This window comes from Streptomyces sp. NBC_00461, from assembly GCF_036013935.1.
Classification (GTDB): domain Bacteria; phylum Actinomycetota; class Actinomycetes; order Streptomycetales; family Streptomycetaceae; genus Streptomyces.
Window position 1 is genome coordinate 9,729,851 of sequence record NZ_CP107902.1, and the last position, 19,440, is coordinate 9,749,290.

Annotated in this window: 19 protein-coding genes; 7 read left to right on the forward strand and 12 right to left on the reverse strand. The window is 71.3% G+C overall.

Annotation, left to right across the window (positions count from 1 at the left end):
- Positions 1–9 precede the first annotated feature (9 nt).
- The gene (locus OG870_RS44995) at positions 10–804 is read left to right on the forward strand and encodes a VOC family protein (protein ID WP_327692158.1); all 795 of its coding nucleotides are present in this window, start codon (positions 10–12) and stop codon (positions 802–804) included.
- A 77-nt stretch (positions 805–881) separates the two neighbouring features.
- Entirely contained in the window at positions 882–1,577 is a 696-nt protein-coding gene (locus OG870_RS45000) for a ribonuclease H family protein (RefSeq protein WP_266530974.1), read from the forward strand.
- A gap of 44 nt (positions 1,578–1,621) precedes the next feature.
- Here the strand turns inward: OG870_RS45000 and OG870_RS45005 are convergent, their stop codons facing one another.
- Complete coding sequence (locus OG870_RS45005) at positions 1,622–2,074, reverse strand: SRPBCC family protein (RefSeq protein WP_266530975.1); 453 nt, start codon at positions 2,072–2,074, stop codon at positions 1,622–1,624.
- Between the two features lie 195 nt (positions 2,075–2,269).
- On the opposite strand from OG870_RS45005, the gene OG870_RS45010 reads away from it, so the two are divergent.
- Complete coding sequence (locus tag OG870_RS45010; RefSeq protein WP_266530977.1) at positions 2,270–3,751, forward strand: MFS transporter; 1,482 nt, start codon at positions 2,270–2,272, stop codon at positions 3,749–3,751.
- Positions 3,748–4,401 carry a TetR/AcrR family transcriptional regulator gene (locus OG870_RS45015; protein ID WP_327692159.1) on the forward strand — a complete coding sequence of 218 codons (654 nt, stop codon included), beginning with the start codon at positions 3,748–3,750 and terminating at the stop codon, positions 4,399–4,401. The genes OG870_RS45010 and OG870_RS45015 overlap by 4 nt, the downstream gene beginning before the upstream one ends.
- Here the strand turns inward: OG870_RS45015 and OG870_RS45020 are convergent.
- Entirely contained in the window at positions 4,370–5,218 is an 849-nt protein-coding gene (locus OG870_RS45020; protein ID WP_327692160.1) for an alpha/beta fold hydrolase, read from the reverse strand. The genes OG870_RS45015 and OG870_RS45020 overlap by 32 nt on opposite strands.
- 40 nt (positions 5,219–5,258) lie before the next feature.
- Positions 5,259–6,977: a cholesterol oxidase substrate-binding domain-containing protein gene (locus tag OG870_RS45025; protein WP_266842296.1), complete on the reverse strand. Its 1,719-nt coding sequence runs from the start codon at positions 6,975–6,977 to the stop codon at positions 5,259–5,261.
- Positions 6,978–7,128: 151 nt separating this feature from the next.
- Between OG870_RS45025 and OG870_RS45030 the strand changes: the two genes are divergently transcribed.
- Positions 7,129–8,112: an aldo/keto reductase gene (locus OG870_RS45030; protein ID WP_266530985.1), complete on the forward strand. Its 984-nt coding sequence runs from the start codon at positions 7,129–7,131 to the stop codon at positions 8,110–8,112.
- 15 nt (positions 8,113–8,127) lie between these two features.
- On the opposite strand, the gene OG870_RS45035 is transcribed toward OG870_RS45030, so the two are convergent.
- Positions 8,128–8,490, reverse strand: a complete 363-nt coding sequence (locus OG870_RS45035; RefSeq protein ID WP_266841970.1) for a hypothetical protein — start codon at positions 8,488–8,490, stop codon at positions 8,128–8,130.
- A 143-nt stretch (positions 8,491–8,633) separates the two neighbouring features.
- Here OG870_RS45035 and OG870_RS45040 point away from each other — a divergent pair, with 143 nt between their 5' ends.
- A complete protein-coding gene (locus OG870_RS45040) occupies positions 8,634–9,149 on the forward strand; it encodes a DUF6328 family protein (protein ID WP_266531012.1) in 516 nt (171 codons plus the stop codon).
- Here the strand turns inward: OG870_RS45040 and OG870_RS45045 are convergent.
- From OG870_RS45045 to OG870_RS45055, 3 genes are all read right to left on the reverse strand, one after another.
- A complete protein-coding gene (locus OG870_RS45045; RefSeq protein ID WP_266841971.1) occupies positions 9,073–9,780 on the reverse strand; it encodes a DUF2238 domain-containing protein in 708 nt (235 codons plus the stop codon). The two genes, OG870_RS45040 and OG870_RS45045, sit on opposite strands and share 77 nt — an antisense overlap.
- A 91-nt stretch (positions 9,781–9,871) precedes the next feature.
- Entirely contained in the window at positions 9,872–10,897 is a 1,026-nt protein-coding gene (locus tag OG870_RS45050) for a hypothetical protein (RefSeq protein WP_266841972.1), read from the reverse strand.
- 108 nt (positions 10,898–11,005) lie between these two features.
- Complete coding sequence (locus OG870_RS45055; protein WP_266841974.1) at positions 11,006–11,977, reverse strand: LLM class F420-dependent oxidoreductase; 972 nt, start codon at positions 11,975–11,977, stop codon at positions 11,006–11,008.
- A 75-nt stretch (positions 11,978–12,052) separates the two neighbouring features.
- Between OG870_RS45055 and OG870_RS45060 the strand changes: the two genes are divergently transcribed.
- Entirely contained in the window at positions 12,053–13,492 is a 1,440-nt protein-coding gene (locus tag OG870_RS45060) for a serine hydrolase domain-containing protein (RefSeq protein ID WP_327692161.1), read from the forward strand.
- Here the strand turns inward: OG870_RS45060 and OG870_RS45065 are convergent.
- The 5 genes from OG870_RS45065 to OG870_RS45085 all read right to left on the reverse strand — a co-directional run bounded on the left by OG870_RS45065 (position 13,484) and on the right by OG870_RS45085 (position 19,382).
- Positions 13,484–15,139 (reverse strand): serine/threonine protein kinase, encoded by a 1,656-nt coding sequence (locus OG870_RS45065; RefSeq protein ID WP_327692162.1) that lies wholly within the window; start codon positions 15,137–15,139, stop codon positions 13,484–13,486. The genes OG870_RS45060 and OG870_RS45065 overlap by 9 nt on opposite strands.
- Positions 15,140–15,323: 184 nt before the next feature.
- Positions 15,324–16,283 (reverse strand): threonine/serine dehydratase, encoded by a 960-nt coding sequence (locus tag OG870_RS45070; protein ID WP_327692163.1) that lies wholly within the window; start codon positions 16,281–16,283, stop codon positions 15,324–15,326.
- A 109-nt stretch (positions 16,284–16,392) separates the two neighbouring features.
- Positions 16,393–17,430 carry a polyprenyl synthetase family protein gene (locus OG870_RS45075; protein WP_266841980.1) on the reverse strand — a complete coding sequence of 346 codons (1,038 nt, stop codon included), beginning with the start codon at positions 17,428–17,430 and terminating at the stop codon, positions 16,393–16,395.
- Entirely contained in the window at positions 17,427–18,467 is a 1,041-nt protein-coding gene (locus OG870_RS45080) for a tetratricopeptide repeat protein (protein ID WP_266530998.1), read from the reverse strand. The genes OG870_RS45075 and OG870_RS45080 overlap by 4 nt, the downstream gene beginning before the upstream one ends.
- 237 nt (positions 18,468–18,704) lie before the next feature.
- Positions 18,705–19,382 (reverse strand): AIM24 family protein, encoded by a 678-nt coding sequence (locus OG870_RS45085; protein WP_266531000.1) that lies wholly within the window; start codon positions 19,380–19,382, stop codon positions 18,705–18,707.
- Positions 19,383–19,440 lie beyond the last annotated feature (58 nt).

Genomic DNA, 19,440 nt, shown 5'->3' on the forward strand with positions numbered 1-19,440 from the left:
GCCGCTGTCATGGCCGTACAACCTGAGGGAACCCCCTGTTGGGCCGACGCGATGTTCGGCGACGTCGAGGGAGCGAAGAACTTCTACGGTGACGTACTCGGCTGGACCTTCGGCGAGGCGTCGTCGGAGTACGGCAACTACACCCAGGCCTACGTGGACGGCAAGGCGGTCGCCGCCGTGGTGCCGCCGATGCCCGGCCAGGAGGGCCACTCACAGTGGTGCCTGTACTTCGCGTCGCCGGACGCCGCCGCCACCGCCGCGAGAATCCGGGAGAACGGCGGCCAGGTGCTGATGGAGCCGATGCAGGTCGGCGAGTTCGGCACCATGTGCATCGCCAGCGAGCCCAGCGGCGCCGTCTTCGGCGTGTGGCAGGGCGGCACCCACGAGGGCTTCGAGGTGACCGCAGTGCCGGGCGCCTACGGCTGGGCCGAGGTCTTCACCCGCGAACCGGAGAAAGCGGACGCCTTCTTCACTGCCGTCTTCGGGTACTCGGCGCAGCAGGTCGTCGACGACGCGGTCGACTTCCGTATGTTCAACCTCGGTGACACCACGGTCCTGGGCCGGATGAAGATGGGCGACGAGTTCCCGCCCCAGGTGCCCTCCTACATCAATCTGTACTTCGTCGTCCCGGACTGCGACGACGCCGTGGCCAAGGCGACCAAGCTCGGCGGCGTCCTGCGCTTCGGACCGATGGACAGCCCGTACGGCAGGTTCGCGGCACTCAGCGACCCGCAGGGCGCGAACTTCTCGGTGATCGACCTCACGCGGTCCGAGGGAGAGCTGCCGAAGACCGAGGACGTCTGACCACGTCTGACCGCGGACGTCTGCCTACGTCCTCGGACGTCTCCAGGAGGGTGCTGGAGGCCCCGTCCGCCCGTGGGATGATCGAGCCCATGGGTGAACGTGTGGTGGCCGCGTGCGACGGGGCCTCGAAGGGAAATCCGGGACCGGCGGGCTGGGCGTGGGTGGTCTCCGACGACTCCGAGACACCGGCCCGCTGGGAGGCGGGGCCGCTCGGCAAGGCCACCAACAACGTCGCCGAACTCACCGCGCTGGAACGCCTGTTGGCGGCGACCGACCCCGGCGTCCCGCTGGAGGTCCGCATGGACTCCCAGTACGCCATGAAGGCGGTCACCACCTGGCTGCCCGGCTGGAAGCGCAACGGCTGGAAGACGTCCGCCGGCAAGCCGGTCGCCAACCAGGAACTGGTCGTGCGCATCGACGAACTGCTCGACGGCCGCTCGGTCGACTTCCGTTACGTACCCGCCCACCAGGTCGACGGCGACCCGCTCAACGACTTCGCCGACCGCGCCGCCAGCCAGGCCGCGAAGGTGCAGGAGCCCGCGGGCAGCGCACTGGGTTCGGCCGAGCCGCCGCCCTCCGCGGACACTCCGAAGGCGAGCGCCCCGCGCCGCAAGCCCGCCGCGTCCCGGCAGCGCGGCGACTCGTCCCGCACCCTGAAGGCGAAGTTCCCCGGCCGCTGTCTGTGCGGCCGTTCCTACGCGGCAGGCGAGACCATCGCCAAGAACGCGCAGGGCTGGGGGCACCCGGAGTGCCGTACGGCGGAGGCCGGTTAGGGCCTCCGCCGTACGGCAAGGTGCCGGTCGGGATGCGGCGTCGGTCAGACGATCACGCCGCGCCACTCCCCGGACTCCTGGCCGCGCTCCTCGATGAACTTCTTGAAGCGCTCGAGGTCGCCCTTGGTCTGCCGCTTCACGAACCCGAGCCTGTCGCCGACCTGCTCGGTGAGGCTGTCCGGATGGAAGTCCAGCTGCAACATGACCTTGGTGTGGCTGTCGTCGAGACGGTGGAACGTCACCGCTCCGGCCTGCCGGGCCTGGCCCGCGACGGTCGTCCAGGCGACCCGCTCGTCCGGGATCTGCTCGGTGATCTCCGCGTCGAACTCACGGTGCACACCGTTCACGCTGGTCACCCAGTGGGTGAGCGTGTCGGTGCGCTGTTCGATGCGATCGACGCCGTTCATGAACTCGGGGAACGTCTCGAACTGAGTCCACTGGTTGTAGGCGGTGTGCACCGGGACGCCGACCTCGATGGATTCCTCGACCTGCGACACGGGTGAACCCCTCCTTCTCATCGGTTGCGTCCGGCGCGGGTACCCGTGACCTGCGGAGCAAACCACCCTCGCACCCGTCCCGTGCCCGCACGGGACGGGTGCTCCGCGTTCGGTCGCCACTTGGGTGAATGGCTATTCACCGGCTATGGTGAATAGCCATTCACCCGTTCCTTTCCGTGCCGTGATGGAGTGCCGATGGACCAGCCGGGCCCGATACCCCGCACCCCGGAAACGGGAGCCCTGCGCGACCGGCTCACCATTCCGGTGCTGGCGTTCGGTGGCATCCTCATGGCCGTCATGCAGACCGTCGTCGTACCGCTCCTGCCCGACCTGCCCCGGCTGACGAACTCCTCGCCGGGCGCGGTGTCCTGGATGGTCACGGCGACCCTGCTGTCGGGTGCCGTGCTCACGCCCGTGCTCGGCCGGGCCGGCGACATGTACGGCAAGCGCAGGGTGCTGACGGCGGCCCTCGTCCTGATGACCGTCGGCTCGGTGATGTGCGCCCTGTCGTCCGACATCGTCGTACTCATCACGGCCCGCGCGCTGCAGGGCGCCGCCGCCGCCGTGGTGCCGTTGTCGATCAGCATCCTGCGCGACGAACTGCCCCCGGAACGCCGGGGCTCCGCGGTCGCCCTGATGAGCTCCACCGTCGGCATCGGCGCCGCCCTGGGCCTGCCGCTGGCCGCCCTGGTCGTGCAGTACGCCGACTGGCACACCATGTTCTGGCTGACCAGCGGCCTCGGCGTGCTCGGCGTGACGGCCGTGTGGTGGGCGGTCAAGGAGTCGCCGGTGCGCGAGCCGGGCCGGTTCGACGTGGCGGGCACGCTGGGGCTGGCCGTCGGACTGGTGTGCCTCCTGCTCGGGGTGTCGCAGGGTGGCCAGTGGGGCTGGGGGAGCCCGCGGGTCCTGGGACTGTTCGCCGCCGCCGTCGTCGTCATGGCCCTGTGGTGGTGGCAGCAACTGCGCACCGAACGGCCGCTGGTCGACCTGCGGCTGGTCGCACGGCCCCGCGTCGGCCTGTCCCACGTGGCGGCGCTGCTCACCGGGTTCGCCTTCTACGCCAACTCCCTGGTGACGGCCCAGCTGGTGCAGGCACCGAAGGCCACCGGGTACGGGCTCGGCCTTTCGATCGTGGAAACCGGCCTGTGCCTGCTGCCCGGCGGTGTCACCATGCTGGTGTTCTCGCCCCTTTCGGCCCGGATCTCCGCGGCCCGCGGCCCGCGGATCACGCTCGCCCTCGGGGCAGCGGTCATCGCCTGCGGCTACGCGGTGCGCATCGCCGACAGCCGCGACCTGTGGATGATCATCCTGGGTGCGACGGTGGTGGCGACCGGAACCACCCTCGCCTACTCGGCCCTGCCCACCCTGATCCTGCGCGCCGTCCCGGCCGAGCAGACCGCCTCCGCCAACGGCGTCAACGTCCTGATGCGCACGATCGGCCAGGCAGTCTCCAGCGCCGCCGTGGCCGCTGTCCTGGTACACCACACCAGCCTGGTCGGCGGGGCCCCCGTGCCCACCCTGCACGGCTATCTGCTCGCCTTCGGGATCGCCGGCGTGATCGCCCTGGCGGCCGGCGTCGCGGCCCTGACGATTCCCGGCGACCCGCCGACGGGCGGGACACGCCGGGCCCGCGGCCGCACCCGGGACAGCCGCGACGAGGCCCTGGAGGGAGCATGAGTGCCGTGAGCACTCCTCCCACCGAGTCCGGGTCCGAGTCCGGGTCCGAGTCCGGGTCCGAGTCCGAGTCCGGGTCCGCGCCCGTCCGCCGGGACGCCGAGGCGACCAAGGCGGCCATCCTCAAGGCGGCCCGGCATCTGCTGGCCCGGCACGCCCACGCCGACATCACGCTCAAGGCGGTCGCCGAACGCGCCGGTGTGAGCCCGCCGTTGGTCCTGAAGTACTTCGGCAACAAGGACGCCCTCTTCGCCCGCGTCATGTCCTTCGAGACCGATGCCGACGCCCTGTTGGACGCCCCGCTGGACCGGCTCGGCCGGCACATGGTGCGGCACGTGCTGGTCAGCCAGTCGCAGCAGGGTGCCGATCCCGTCCTGCGGATCGTGTTCGCCCCCCTGCAGGGCGCCCAGGGCGACATCCTGCGCGCCAACTTCCGCACCCAGGTGACCGACCGCCTCACCGAGCGCCTCGACGGCCCCGACGCGGGCCTGCGCGCTGAGCTGGCCGTGGCCAACCTGCTCGGCCTGGGCGTGATGTACGGCATCGCGCGCGGCACGCGTGTGCGCGCTGCCGCGCTGGAGGACGTCGTGGACCGGTACGCGCCCGCGGTTCAGGCGCACCTCACTCCAGGCGGAGGAATCCAGCCGTCGTAGCCACGAACCGCTCGGGGTCGTCGAGCCACGGGAAATGCCCGGCGCCCGGCTGCACCACGAGCTCGGCGCTCGGGAAGAGCCCGGCGAACTCGGTCACCGCAGGCACGGGCGAATTGAGATCGAACTGCCCCGCCAGCACGCACACCGGCGCCTCGAACCGCGCCAGCGCCGCACGCGTGGCACCCGGTTCGAAGGCTCCCTCGGCGCCGAAGACCGCCGCGGCCTCCTCGTTCCGCTGCTCGCCACCCGCGACATGGTGTGCCTGGGCCGCCGCGTCCCAACGGCCGTACAGGAAAGGCGCGATGGCCTCCCAGCTGCCGGCCGTCGCCCGGCCGGCGGTGATGTCCTCCAGCGCGGCGAACGCCTCCGCGAACCACGGTTCGTCGTGGCGAAGCAGCGCCGTCTCACGCCGCACCTCCCCGGGGACGGCGATCCCGACGGCCGTCACGCTCGGCGTGATCAGCGCGAGCCGGCGCACCCGCTTCGGGTGACGGACCGTGTACAGCACCGCCGGATTGGTGCCGGCCGAGTGTCCGAGCAGATCCACGGTGTCGAGGCCGAGGTGCTCGCGCAGGGCCTCCACGTCGTCGACCAGGCGGTCACAGCGGTACGTGGCGGGGTCCTTCGGCGCTTCGGACGAACCGGTGCCCCGAAGGTCCGGCAGGATCAGCCGCCGGTGCGCGGACAGACCGCCGAGCTCGCCCAGGTAGGCGGACGCCTGCATCGGACCGCCCGGCAGGCAGATCACCGGGGGCCCGTCCTCCCCGAACACGTGGTAGGCGAGCTTGGTCCCGTCGTATGCGGAGAAGGCAGGCATGGTGCAGACCCTGTCAGCGGCACCCCGCGGCGGCAACCGCTTATCGGAGCAGCCGGTCGAGGAACCCGTTCCCGAAGACACGATGCGGGTCGAGCCGGTCCAGGACCCCGGCCGCCCGCCCCCACACCGCCTCGCCGAACGAGGCGGGAATCGCGGTGCCCAGCACCTCCTCGTCGCTCCAGACGGCCTCGTCCGTGTAGGCCCAGCCCTTGGACCACTCGACGCGGGTGAGCGCGTGCTCCCCGTCGTAGGTGCGCAGCAGGAACTGCTCCAGCTCCCGCAGGAAGGCCTCCGCGTGCGGGGTGCCGGGCAGGGTCAGGACGTCCAGCCACACCGCCGTGTCCCACTCCGGGTGCGTCTCGCTCTGCCGCAGCGCGGACAGCAACGGGGCGCGGGCGCCGTCGAGTTCGGCGTCCGCCGGGTCGTCGAGGCCGGTCACCCTGATCTCGACCGAGCCGTTGACCGGGAAGCGGCCCAGTGCCGCGTACGCGTTCAGCCGCTCCCGGTAGAAGGACGTGAACTCGGCGACGACGCGCTGCACCTGGGCCCGGGTGGTGAGGACGGCGTAGCCGTTGGCGTTGATCCGCAATGTGGTGGGCCGGAGGTAGAGCAGCGTGTTCTTGGAGGGGCCCCAGATGTCGGCGGACAGCGTCGCCACGAGTCCGAGAGCCGCCGCGTCGAACTGCGCGTTGCCCAGCACCGGAGCCAGATACCAGGCCGCCTCCGATGCCATCCGCCCGACCAGGTCCGCCACGACGGTCGGAACACTGTCCGAGAACGGGTAGTTGTACGGCGTCGACACCCGCCGCGAGGTGAGCGGCCGGGTCGGCGACACGCTCCACACCTTGAGCCAGGGGAACTCGGTGAAGGCGAACCAGATCGCCTCGACGCGTCCCGACCGGTCCAGGTGGCTCGCGACGGTGCGTCCGTCGGTGCCGGGCGCCGCGAAGAGTTCGGCGGCCGGAATGTCCGTACGGCTCACGCACCGCAGATTGACGTTCGCGCCCACCCGCAGCACGACCTCGGTCACCAGGGCGCGGCCGAGGTGGGTGAGCAGAGCCGCACAGTCCGCCTCGTCGCGGCCGTATGTCCGCAGCACGTACGCGGCTGCGTCCTCGTCCCACACGACAGCGGTGAGGGAGAGCACCAGATTGCTGAGCGATCCGTATGTGTGTCCGGGCAGCGGCTGCTCGCCCTGTGCGGGTACGGCGGTGCCGTGCGCGTCGACGGCGAGCGCGCCGCCCAGGGTCAGATCGCCGGGAGCGGGTGCGGCGGTGACGCCCAGGCCGTGCTCCTCCAGGTAGGTGAGCAGGGCTTCCAGGGTGACGCCGGTTCCGGCGCGCACCGCGGACGCCGAGTCCAGTGACAGGCCGGTGAGATGACGGGCGGTGTCGACGAGGAGGACGGGGGCGTCCGACTCGGTTCCCGCGGTGATCGTCAGTGGCGACCAGCCGTGCGCCGAACCCCGGGCGCGGACTCTCCAGCCGTGCCGCCAGGCCCAGTTGACGACGGCGATCACCTGGTCCGGGCCCGCCGGGGCGCAGGCCCACAGTCCGTCGGCGGTGATCTCGCCGACCCAGTTGCGGTAGGCAGAGCGGTAGAGGTCGACGCCCTCGGGGAAGTCCGGCAACTCCCGTGCCGCCACCGCCGGATCGGCGGCGATCAGGACGGGCGCGGCGGCCAGTGCGGCGGCCGAGAACAGGAAACCGCGACGGGTCCAGGACGGGTCTTGCGCCGCGCCGGACGCTAAGTTGCTCATTGAACTGTCGGTCACGCGCTCACGCTAGAGGCCTGTTGACACGCGCCGCCTTGCTGTCGAGTCACGTCACTCATGTGAGTGAATGATGTGCAGGTAGCGCCCCGGATCGATCGGTTCCGCGTAAGGGCGTGACGGATGGGAGACTGACGCCATGGACGAGCGCACATTCGGTAGGTCGGGTCAGCACGCATCCGTCGTCGGTCTCGGGACGTGGCAGCTGGGCGCCGACTGGGGAGACGTCGACGACAAGGAAGCCCTCGCGGTGCTGGAGGCGGCGGCCGAGTCGGGGGTGACCTTCTTCGACACCGCCGACGTGTACGGCGACGGGCGCAGCGAGCAGACCGTCGCGGCGTTCCTCGCCGGCCGGCCGGACCTGCATGTGCTGGTCGCCACGAAGATGGGCCGCCGCGTCGACCAGATCCCCGAGAACTACGTCCTCGACAACTTCCGTGCCTGGAACGACCGTTCGCGGCGCAACCTCGGCGTCGACCGCATCGACCTCGTACAGCTGCACTGCCCGCCCACGTCCGTCTACTCCACGGACGAGGTGTTCGACGCCCTCGACACCCTGGTCGAGGAGGAGCGCATCGCGGCGTACGGAGTCAGCGTGGAGACCTGCGCGGAGGCGCTGACCGCGATCGCCCGCCCGAACGTGGCGAGCGTGCAGATCATCCTCAACGCCTTCCGCATGAAGCCGCTGCGCGAGGTCCTGCCGGCCGCCCAGCAGGCCGGCGTCGGCGTCATCGCCCGGGTCCCGCTCGCCTCCGGCCTGCTGTCGGGCAAGTACACCAAGGACACCGTCTTCCCCGAGAACGACCACCGCACCTACAACCGGCACGGCGAGGCCTTCGACGTGGGCGAGACCTTCTCCGGCGTCGACTACACGACGGGTGTAGAGGCCGCCGCCGAGTTCTCCGCGCTCGCCCCCGAGGGATACACCCCGGCCCAGCTCGCCCTGCGCTGGATCGTCGAGCAGCCGGGAGTCACCACCGTGATCCCCGGCGCCCGCTCGCCCGAGCAGGCCCGTGCCAACGCGGCCGCGGCCAGGCTCCCGCAGCCCGGCGACGCGACACTCACCGCGATCCGGGACCTCTACGACCGCCGGATCAAGGACCAGGTGGAAGGCCGCTGGTAGGGGCGAAGGACCCGCTCACGGTTCCAGGAGCAGTTGCCACTCCTGCTCCTGGTCGCCGGAGACCGAGCCCTGGTCCTGCGCCGTGAAGGTGTGGAGGAGCGTTTCGCGTGCCGTCGACACGGCCTGCGGCGTGCCCTGGACGGTCAGGGTCACCGCACCGGACAGATGGCAGGTGGCGGCGGGACCGGACTCGGGCGCCGGGGCCGGGGCCGGGGCCGCCGGACCGTGCTCGAACCTCGCCGTGTGGACCGTGACACCCTCGTCGGCGGGCGGTCCCTCCCGCGCCGTCCCGAAAGCGGGCTCCAGGGCCCGTACCACCGCGCGCGCGTCAGCGGTGGTGCCGCCGCTGACGGTGATCGTCAGTTCAGTGCCGGACATGGTCGTCGGACTCCTCAGGTGATCGTCGTACGCCATGCGCTCCGTGTAACCGCCTGGTCATCACCCAAACAGCTCCCGATTCCCGCACGGCGCGGTCAAGGGTGCGCGAATCGGGAACCCGGGTGGGGAAGACATCCGGGGCGATGGAGCCGGGAGGAAGCGTGCCGGCCACGAAAAGCGGTGGAGAGCTGAACGAGTGGGGGCGCAACGAGACCAAGGATGAGAGAGCCGACCGGAAGTGGAGCGACCTGATCCAGGAGGTCAGGGTCGCCCAGACCGGTGTGCAGATCCTGTTCGGTTTCCTGCTCACCGTCGTGTTCCAGCAGAAGTACGCCACGCTGGAGGACACCGACAAGACCATCTACATCGTCACGGTCGTCCTGGGCGCCGCCACGACCGGCGCACTCATCGGGCCGGTCTCGCTGCACCGCGTGGTGGCCGGGCGGCGGATCAAGACGGAGGCCGTCGAATGGGCCTCCCGGATGACCTTCGTCGGCCTGGTGCTCCTGCTCGCCACCATGTCCTCCTCCCTCCTGCTCGTCCTTCGGGTCGCGACCCACAACGCGGCCGTGCCCTGGATCGTCACGGGCGTCGTCGCGTGGTACCTGCTGTGCTGGGTCGTCGTGCCGCTGTGGACACTGCACCGCCATACGGAGTGAGGCCCGGGGCGTCGAGCTGCCGGTCGTGCAGCCGGGAGAGCACCAGTACCGAGACCGTGGCACCGATCAGCGCGCAGAACATGTCCCACTGCGTGTCCCACACATCGCCCTGAGTGGCCAGGAACGCGTCCGCGGAATGCCCTCCGACCACCGCGGCCAGCCACTCCAGCATCTCGAAGACGGCCGAGAAGGCGAGGCACGCGCACACCGTCAGCGGACCCAGCCAGCGACTGCCCCGCAGCGGCGAGGTACGGCTGAGCAGCTCCCGCACCAGCACCGCCGGAACGAAGCCCTGCATGAGATGCCCGAAGCGGTCGTACGGATTGCGGTCCAGACCGAACGTGTCCCGCACCCAGTCGCCCAGGGGCACCTGCGCGTAGGTGTAGTGGCCGCCCACCGCCAGCACGAGCGCGTGCACGGCCAGCAGACAGCACAGCAGGTTCGTCAGCGGGAAACGCCGCCAGGTGAGCACCCCCAGCGGTAGCCCCACCAGCACCCACACCGTCTCCAGGAACCAGGTCGTGCGATCGTGCGGGGCCCAGGCTGACAGCGCCAGCCCCGCGACCACGACGGCGGCCAGCGCGGCGGGCAGCTGCCGTCGCCGGACGGCGGAGTGCACAACAGCAGTCATGGGGACTCCTTCTCGTGGGAGCCCCCATGCTGGCCGAGCGGGTGGGCGGCGGCATGAGTACGGCTACTCAGCCCCGCCCGGGTCGAGATCCTCAGCCCTTGTCGCCCTTGTCGCCGCGCAGCGCGCTCAGACACGTGACGATGGCCTGCTGAAGGTCCTCCAGCCGCTGGACCATGTCGTCCTCGACGAACTCCTGCACATCGTCGAAGGTCAACTCCTCGAACGCCTTCGTCGCCTTCTGCAGGCTGCTGTAGAACTTCGTCCGCCGTTCCTGGACACGCAGTTCGGGATCGGCCTCCACCGTCTCGGCGACGAGGGACTTCAGGGTGTCGTAGGCCTCGGTGGCCCACTCGCCGGTGTCCTCGTCGTCCTCGAGCTCGTCAATCAGCGACAGGTGCCGCTCGGCCTCCTGGCGCAGGTCGACCGGCGCGTCGATGGTCTGCCCCGCCGGAGTTCTGACCTGGCCCGACTCGGCGATCTGGCGCACGTAACCGATCCGGTCGGCCGACCTGCTCTCGGTGGCGACGGCCTTCTTGAGATCATCGGTGCGTACGACGTCACGCGCCAACTCGGCCTGCAGATCCGGGTCTTCACGGACCCTGTCGAGAAGTGCCTGGCGCGCCGCCCGGGCGGTGGAGGGGTCGGCGAGGATCGCGGCCCGCAGTGCGGTCGGGTTCTCGGCGACCTCCAGTGCCTTGGTGGGCCGGATGCCCTCGGCGTCGGCCGCCTCGGCGATGGCGGTGCCGCGCTCGGAGGTGGCGCTGTTGCGGGAGACGTAGTAGCCCAGCCACACGTCGGCGTCCGGCAGTTCCACCTCCTGGCCCGGCGCGAGTGCCTCGAAGTGCGGCACGAGACCGTCGTCGGCGGCCCGGTCCCAGGCCTTGTAGTAGCGCATGACGCGCTCCGGAGAGCAGCCGGCCAGGTCCGCGAACTCCTTCGCGGACACCTTCGGCGTCTCCTCCGCGCCCTGACCGCCGGGCCGTACGCTGCGGGCCACCATCAGGCCGAAGGCCCAGCCTCCGGTGCGCGCGTAGACGCCGAACTCACGCGCGTCGCGCGCCACGAGGTCGGACAGGGGCGCGGGGGACGTCTCGGACGGGTCGATCGCCAGTGTCACCGATGACTCTCCTGTGCAAAGCTGGTCGGACTGCAGAAGTGCAGAACGGCAGCCTATTGCACCCATTGACGGTGCTTTGACGGGCCTCGGTGGCCGGCCAGGACGGCCTCAGCCGAACGCGTCCCGCAGTGCCGGCAGCAGCGTCTTCTCCGCCCAGTCCAGATAGGCGGGCTGTGACTCGCCGCCGATCTGCACGAGGGCGACCTCGCCGAATCCCGCATCCGCGTAGGGGCGTACGGCCTCGACGAAGTCGTCGGGGTCGTCGCCGCAGGGGATCGACGCCGCCACGTCGTCGGGAGTGACGAACTGGGTCGCCGACTCGAACGAATCGGGGTGCGGCAACTCGGCGTTGACCTTCCAGCCGTTGCCGAACCAGCGGAACTGGGCGTGCGCGCGCTTCACGGCCGTGTCCCGGTCCGGGTCGTAACAGACCGGCAGCTGGCCCACGCGCGGCTTGCCCTCGCCGCCGTGCCGGTCGAACGCCCTCAGCAGCCCGGCCTCGGGCTCCGTGGCGATGACCAGATCGGCCAGCCTGCCCGCCAGCGCGCAGGACTGCTCGCCGGAGACGGCGATGCCGATGGGCGGCGGCCGGTCCGGGAGGTCCCACAGCCGGGCCGACTCCACGTCGAAGTGGGTGCCGCGACGGTTGACATGGCCGCCCTCGAAGAGCGCCCGGATGATCTCCACCGCCTCCTCAAGCATCTCGTGACGTACGTCGACAGACGGCCAACCGCCGCCCACCACATGCTCGTTGAGGTTCTCCCCGGAGCCGAGCCCGAGCCGGAACCGCCCCTCGGACAGCAGTTGCATCGTCGCCGCCTTCTGTGCGACGACCGCCGGGTGGTAGCGGACGGTCGGACAGGTCACATAGGTCATCAGCGGAATGCGCGAGGTCGCCTGCGCCGCCGCGCCCAGCACGCTCCACGCGTACGGCGAGTGGCCCTGTGAGCGCAGCCACGGAAAGTAGTGGTCCGAGGACACCGAGAAGTCGAAGCCCGCCTCCTCGGCCCGCACCACATGGTCGATCAACTCACGGGGGCCGGCCTGCTCGGTCATCATCGTGTATCCGATTTGCACCATAACCGCCGGGTCCCCCGCGCCGGCGACGGAAAACGGCCTCTCGATTCACGGCGGATCACCGGGGAGGATGCCCTCATGAGTGCCCGCCCGCTGCCCTCCAGCACCCCCGCCGCCCAGGGCGTCGACGCCGCCGGTGTCCACGCCTTCCTCGACGCCCTCGAAGCCGCCCCCGACATCGAACCGCACAGCCTGATGATCATGAGGCACGGACATCTCGTCGCCTCCGGCTGGTGGGCCCCGTACACCCCCGAGCGCCCGCACCTGCTGTACTCCCTCAGCAAGAGCTTCACTGCGACGGCCGCCGGGATCGCCTTGGGTGAGGGGCTGCTCCGGCTCGACGACCCGGTGATCTCCCATTTCCCGGAGTTCGAGGCCGACATCACCGACCCGCGCAGCCGCGCGATGCTGGTGCGGCACGTGGCGTCCATGGCCAGTGGCCACGAGGCCGAGACCTTCGACCGGGCGCTCGCCGCCGACCGCGCGGACCTGGTGCGCGGCTTCCTGCTGCTGCCTCCGGAGCGGGACCCCGGGACCGTCTTCGCCTACAACCAGCCCACGACGTACACCCTTGCCGCGATCGTGCAGCGCGTCACGGGGCAGCCGCTGACCGCCTACCTCGGCCCGCGCCTGCTGGAGCCGCTGGGCATCGGCAGGACGGCCTGGCAGCGCGACCGGGCCGGCCGCGAACTGGGCTTCAGCGGGCTGCACGCCACCACCGACGCCATCGCCCGGCTCGGGCAGCTGTATCTGCAGGACGGGGTGTGGGAGGGCGAGCGGCTGCTGCCGGAGGGGTGGGTGGCCGAGGCCACGCGCCCGCACATCGCCAACGGCGACGGTACGGCCGAGGAGGCATGGCCGGACTGGCAGCAGGGCTACGGCTTCCAGTTCTGGAAGTCCCGGCACGGCTATCGCGGCGACGGCGCGTACGGCCAGTTCTGCCTGGTGCTGCCCGAGCACGACGCCGTGATCGCGACGACGGCGGCGACCGAACAGCTGCAGGAGGTGCTCGATCTGGTCTGGCGGCACCTGCTGCCCGCCTTCGGGCCCGAGCCGCTCCCGGACCGGCAGGACGAGGACGCCGCCCTGCGGGAGCGGCTGGCGCGACTCGCGCTGCCTCCGGCACCGGGCAAGTCCGCACCGCCGGAGCAGCCGCAGAACTGGTCCGGCGTCGAGTTCACCCCGTACGGCGGTGTGTGCGCGGACCAGCCGAAGCTGACCGGCCTCGCCGTGACCGCGGACGGCTGGGCACTGCGGCTCACCGAGGACGGACACGACCTGGACCTGCGGGTCGGGGAGGACGGGTGGGCCGTCACCGACGAGCCGTTGCCCACCGCGGTGAGCGGCGGATGGGCCGACCCGGACACCCTCGCCGTCGACATCGTGTTCCTGGAGACACCGCACCGCCTGACCCTGGCCTGCTCACTGCCCGACCGGACGTTCACTGTTCGGTGGCACACGACTCCATTGGGCAGCACACCGCTGCGCGCGATGCGGGCGCCCCGCAGCTCAGCCTGACGACGACCGGAAGGTCCGCAGGAAGGTGTCCAGGGCCTGCCGGTTCGCGGAGTCGTTCCAGTCGGCGGCCGGAGTCGTCCAGCGCAGCGAGAAGCTGCGGCCACCGCCGAGCAGGAACCCGCGTCCGAAGGTGCGCACCTGAGTGCCGTCGACGTTGGAGAGCCACTCCATGTCGGCGGCCTTGTGGCCCTGGTACGTCGTCGCCTTGATCTCGCCGATCCGCTGGAAGCCGTCGTCCTTCTCGAGCTCGGGCTCGACGTCGTCGCGCCAGACGGCGACGGGGTCGGGGCCCGCGACCGTGCTGTAGGTGACCGCGAGGGTGCGGGGATCGTCGTCCGCGCCGAAGGTGACGCGGTACGACAGGTCACGGACGCGCGAGGTCTGCACGCGTGTCCAGTCCTTGGGGAGGGCCACGGAGAAGCCCTCGGGGGAGGTGTAGCGGTGGAACCCCGCCGGCAGTGCGGTGGTCGGCGGTGAGGACGAGGGCGGCGGTGAGGACGTCGGTGATGCCGTGGCTGTGGCCGTGGCTGTGGCAGCCGTGGCCGGGGGCGGTGCGGGCGCTTTTGACTGCCGGCCGTCGGGGCGGCTGTCCGGCGCGGTCGCGGACGCGGTGGCGGACACCGGCGGCTGGGGCGCGGCGCCGGTCGAGGACGTACCGGTGCCGGGCAGCCGGCCGGTGACGGCGAGTGCCGCGCCTGCCACGGTGACGACGGCCAGGGCGGTGCCGAAGGCCATGGTGCGTCTGCTCCACCCGGGGCCGACATGAAGGGCGGCGGCGTAGACACCGCGCAACCGGGGCCGGGGCACGGATGCGTTCGTCGTGTCGGGGTCCTCGGTGAGGACGCGGGTGAGGGACTCGCGGACCACCTGCCGGGTCAGCCGCTCCCTGGAGTTCTTCCGCAGCAGGCCCTGCACCGTCTGGGTGAGCGGCCCCGCGTGCACCGGTGTGCGCAGCGGCAGCCGGTCCACGCCCTTCAGCGTCGCCTCGGGCCGGTCCCGGTCCCTGAAGGGCGGCCGGCCCTCGACCATCGTGTAGAGGATCGCGCCGAGCGCCCACAGGTCTGCCGCGGGCCCGATGCGCTCGTCACGGGCCTGCTCGGGGGAGGCGTACGACGGTGCGGTGAGCCGCGGCGCCAGGGTCGCGCCGGCCAGTCCGAAGCCGGTGACCACGACCGAACCCCGGTCCTGCACGAAGATCTGGCCCGGGCTGAGCTCGCCGTGCGTGATGCCCTCGCGGTGCGCCGCCTCCAGCACGTCGAGCAGCTCCAGACCGATACGCGCCGCCCGCACGTAGTTGAACGTGCCCTGCTGGGCAATGAGTTCGCCCAGTGAGGTGCCGTCGATCCAGTCGGTGACGATCCACAGGTCACCGGCCTGCTCCGCGGTGTCGACGACCGTCGCGACCGCGCCCGGGCACATCAGCCCCATGGTCTCGGACATGCGGATGATGCGGGCGGTCGCACGGGGCGCGGCCTCACCGTCGGGGTCGTCGGGGAGCGCGATCTGGGTGAGGAGATGGGCGCGCCCGACGCTGACGTCCTTGCCGTACCAGCAGACCCGGTTCGTCTCGCGTTGGACGACATCGACGAGCCGGTACCTCCCAGCGACCAACTCATGCGTGAAGACATGCGCCTTGACCATGGTCATCCCTCGTCGAACCCCTGGGTCTCACCTTTCACAGAGGTACGGGGAGCGCGACGGTGTGTGTTCAAAGGATCCACAAATCATTGGCGGCCGCCGCCATTTGTTCACGTGCCGTCGGGGAATCTCGCGGAATTCCCCTTTACCTGACCGGATTTCAACGGAGTGCTCTCCGGACGCTGCCACGGACTCAGCGCAGCCCGAAGCGTTCCGCCCAGTCCATGACGTCGCCGGTCGTCACGTTGCCCCCGCACACGACCAGACCGAGCCGAGCGCCCTCGCCGACCCGCTCCAGGACCCGCCGGGCCGCGGGCAGCAGACAGCCGGCCGCGGGTTCGGCCCACACCTTGGCGTGCGCGGCGAGGTCGAGCGTGCCCCGCACCGCCTCCCGGTCCGGCACCACGAGCACCTCCTGGACCAGCGCGGAGACATGGTCGTAGGTCAGTTGCGAGACGGAGGGCGCGCTGAGCGTGGACACGATGGAGGACAGGGCGACCGGCACCGGGCCGCCCGCCGCGAGCGCCTCCGACATGGCCTCGGCGCCCTCGGTCTCCACACCCCAGATCCGCACGCCCGGCCGCCGGTCCCGCAGCGCCGCCGCGACACCGGAGATCAGTCCGCCGCCGCCGACGCTGACGAGGACGTCGGTGAGGTCGCCCGCGTCCGCGGCCAGCTCCAGGCCGACGGTGCCCTGGCCGGCGACGACCACCGGATCGTCGAAGGGGTGCACCAGCGTCAGCCCCTCCTCCCGCAACCGCGTCGCGAGCGCGAACGCCCCGGCCATGTCGTCGGTCAGCCGCACCGACGCACCGGCTGCCTCCGCCATCTCGACCGACCGCGCGGGCGCCGAGCGCGGCATGACCACCGTGGCCTTCACATGGAGGGCCGCGGCCATGACCGCGAGGGCGATCCCGTGATTGCCGCCGCTGACCGCCACGACTCCGGCGGCCCGCTCGCCTTCGCTCAGCGAGAGCAGCTTGGCCGTCGCCCCGCGGGCCTTGAACGAGCCGGTGCGCTGGAGCAGTTCGAGCTTGACCGTGACCGGCGCGCCGAGCAGCGCGGTCAGTCCCGGGCTCGGCAGCGTCGGGGTACGCACCACGTGCGTGGCGATGTGCTCGGCCGCGGCTTCGACCTCGGAGATCCCGATCAAGACAGCCACCTTTCCCGCACGGGAGCGACGACCCGCGCCGCTCGACCCTTGCGTGCGAGACGGCCTGGGTCAAACGGATTCGGAACCGGCGGGGGAGGGCGGCGGTCTCTCAGACGTCCCGCCGCACCAGATACCCCAGCAGCGACCGCAGCTCGTCCACCGCCTCCGTCTCCAGGGCCGCCTCGGCGAGAGCCGTCTCCGCCGCGGTGATGTGATGCCGTGCCTCGGCCATTGCAGCCGACCGGCCTCCCAGGGCATCGATCAGCGCGGCCGCCTCCTCGGGGTCCCCGCCCGCGGCCAGCACCGCGGCGAGTCGCCGGGCCCCGGGGCCGTCGGAGTCGAGCGCGGCCAGTACCGGAAACGTCTTCTTCCGTTCCCGCAGATCGCCGTGCACGGGCTTGCCGGTGACCGCTGGGTCGCCCCAGATGCCCAGGACGTCGTCGACGGTCTGGAAGGCGATCCCGAGGTGGCGCCCCGCACGGTCGAGGGCGTCGACCACCGAGGGCGCGGCGCCGCCGAGCAGGGCGCCGAGCGCCGCCGCGCAGCCCAGCAGCGAACCCGTCTTGTGCTCGGCCATCGCCCGGTACTCCTCCGGCGGCACCCGGTCCGGTCCCGTCCACGGACGGGAGGCGAACAGCAGGTCGTCCGCCTGACCGCGCACCAGGTCACCCAGCGCCACCGACAGCACCCGCACGGCCTGCGGGCCGGCCGGCGCCGCAGCGAGGGTCTCGACGGCCAGTGCGAACAGGGCGTCGCCCGCGAGGACCGCGGGCCCGGTGCCGTAGGCCTTCCACACGGTGGGCCGGCGTCGCCGGGCCGCGTCGCCGTCCATGATGTCGTCGTGGAGCAGGGAGAAGGTGTGCACCAGCTCCACCGCGACCGCCGCGGGTACGCCCGCCCGCCCGGGTGCCCCCGCCGCCTCGGCCCCGAGCACGGCCAGTGCCTGCCGAACGCCCTTCCCACCGGACGCGACGGCCGGCGCACCGCCCACCTCGCACCAGCCGAACGAGTACGCCGCCATCTCACCCACCCAGGGATGCATCCGCGCGACGGCCTCCACCAGCGCGGGCCGCACCAACTCGCGGCAGCGGTCGAGGACGTGAGGAGCGTCGACGGGCGCCCGCAGCGCCGAAGGAAGGGCCGTCATCGTGCGACCTCCGCCACGATCCCGAACTCCTCCTGCGCCCGCGCCACCATCTCCCGTGCGTGCCGCAGCCCGATCCGTTCCAACTCACGTGCCAGTTCGGTCAGTTCCGCCGCCGTCTCGGTTCGGTCGCGGCCCAGCCGGGCCAAGGACTTGGCCAGCCCCAGCCGCGCCAGCGCCTCCCCGCGCGGCTCGCTCATCGCGCGGAACTCATCGAGCGCCTGCTCGTACAGGTCACGGGACTCGGCGTAACGTCCCGCCCGGTACAGGACGTTGCCGCGCATCTTGTGGTTGTAGGCCAGCGCGCTGGACAGCTTCATCGCACGGCACGTCGTCTCCGCCTCGGACAGCAGCGCGAGCGCCCGCTCGACGTCCTTGTCCCGCACGGAGACGATGTCGGCCAGCCCGCGCAGCGCCCAGGCGTGACCGCGCCGGTCGTCGGCGCCCGCGGCTATCCCGGCCGCCTCCTCGAACAGGGCGTACGCCGTGTCGTACTCACCCGTGTTGCGGTGGATCTGCGCGATGCCCTCCAGCGCCCACACCGTGTGCCGCGCCTCGCCGCGCCGCCGGGCCTCGGCCAGCAGCTGCTCGTGCAGCCTGCGTACGGCCTCGTAGTCGCCCTGGATGCGGCCGGTCTCGGCAAGTCCCGCGAGCGAATAGCCGCGTACGACCACGTCGCCGCCCTGTTCGCCGAGTTCGGCCGCGAGCCCCAGCAGCCGCCAGGCCAGCGGGAAGGCGCCCCGCTGTCGGGCCAGGGTGCCGCCGCTCCACAGCGCCCACGCCATCGCAGCGGTGTCCCCGGCCTCCCGCGCCGCGCGGTAACTCGCCTTCCATGCCCGCTCGGCGTCCCTGACCTGCCCCAGCCTGCGGTGTGCCTCGGCGACCGCGAGTCCGGAGCGGGCCGCCTCTCCCTGCTTCCCGGCCTGCTCGGCAGCTCTCAACTCCCGTGTGCCGGCGGCCAGTACGTCGGTCAGCGAGGAGTTCACGGAGAGGGTGGTGAGGGCGCCCTGGTACTCCGGGGCGAATGCCTTGCCGTACATGGATCCCTTTCGTTCCGTATACACAGCATCTCTGTGCGTTGTGTATACATGTCGGGTATACGTGCCGTGTATACATGCTGCGTATACATGACGTGCATAGCGTTTCGAAAATGGGCCCTGGCCCCTGCGGGCCAGGGCATCACCTGTTGCGGATCAAGACGTCGTTGCCGCCGTGAAGGTTGCGCGTGATACGCAGATCACATCAGCGGACCGGTCCAGAGGCTCGTTTCCCGGGCCTCAGTGCTGCTGCGCCTTCTGCGGCGTCGCCTCACTCGGCCGCACGACCACGTACCCCTCGCCCTGCAACATCAACTGCACGGCCTCCCCGGAACCGCCGCGCAGCATCGAACCTATGGACTGCGAACGGTGCAGTGAGGTCTGCAGGCCCGCCGTCCAGCCGACGACCGCGTCCGTGTCGACGTACACCGGGAACTGTGCCGAGACCGGGATGACCAGCGGATTGCCCTCGCACACCAGGCCCAGCCTGCCCTGCCCCGTGAAGACGCTGTTGAAGAGGCCGCCGCCGGCGATGCCCGCGCCCTTGACCGTCGAGATCCGGTACGACAACGAGGCGTCGAAACACAGGACGTTGCGGCCGTTGACGGTGAACTCGTCGCCGGGGTCGACGTCGACGATGAAACAGTTCTGGGCCTCGTGCGCGAACCAGGCCTCGCCCTGTCCGCGCACCGCCATCAGTGGCAGCCCCTCTCCGGTGACCGCGCGCTTGAGCATGCCGCCCACGCCCTGGCCCTTGCGCTCGAACTGGAGGTTGCCGCGGTAGGCGACCATCGCGCCCTGGCGGGCGAGCATCTCGCCGTTCACCGCGTACTTGACGCATTTGGCGTTCTCGACGGTCATGCCCGCTTCGGTGGCCGGCTGGACCATGTACTCACTGGAAAAGAGGGAACCCTTCATGCGCGCATCCTGTCCCGGAGCGTTCCGTTCCGCCAAGATCGCGGATGCGGCGAGCTCT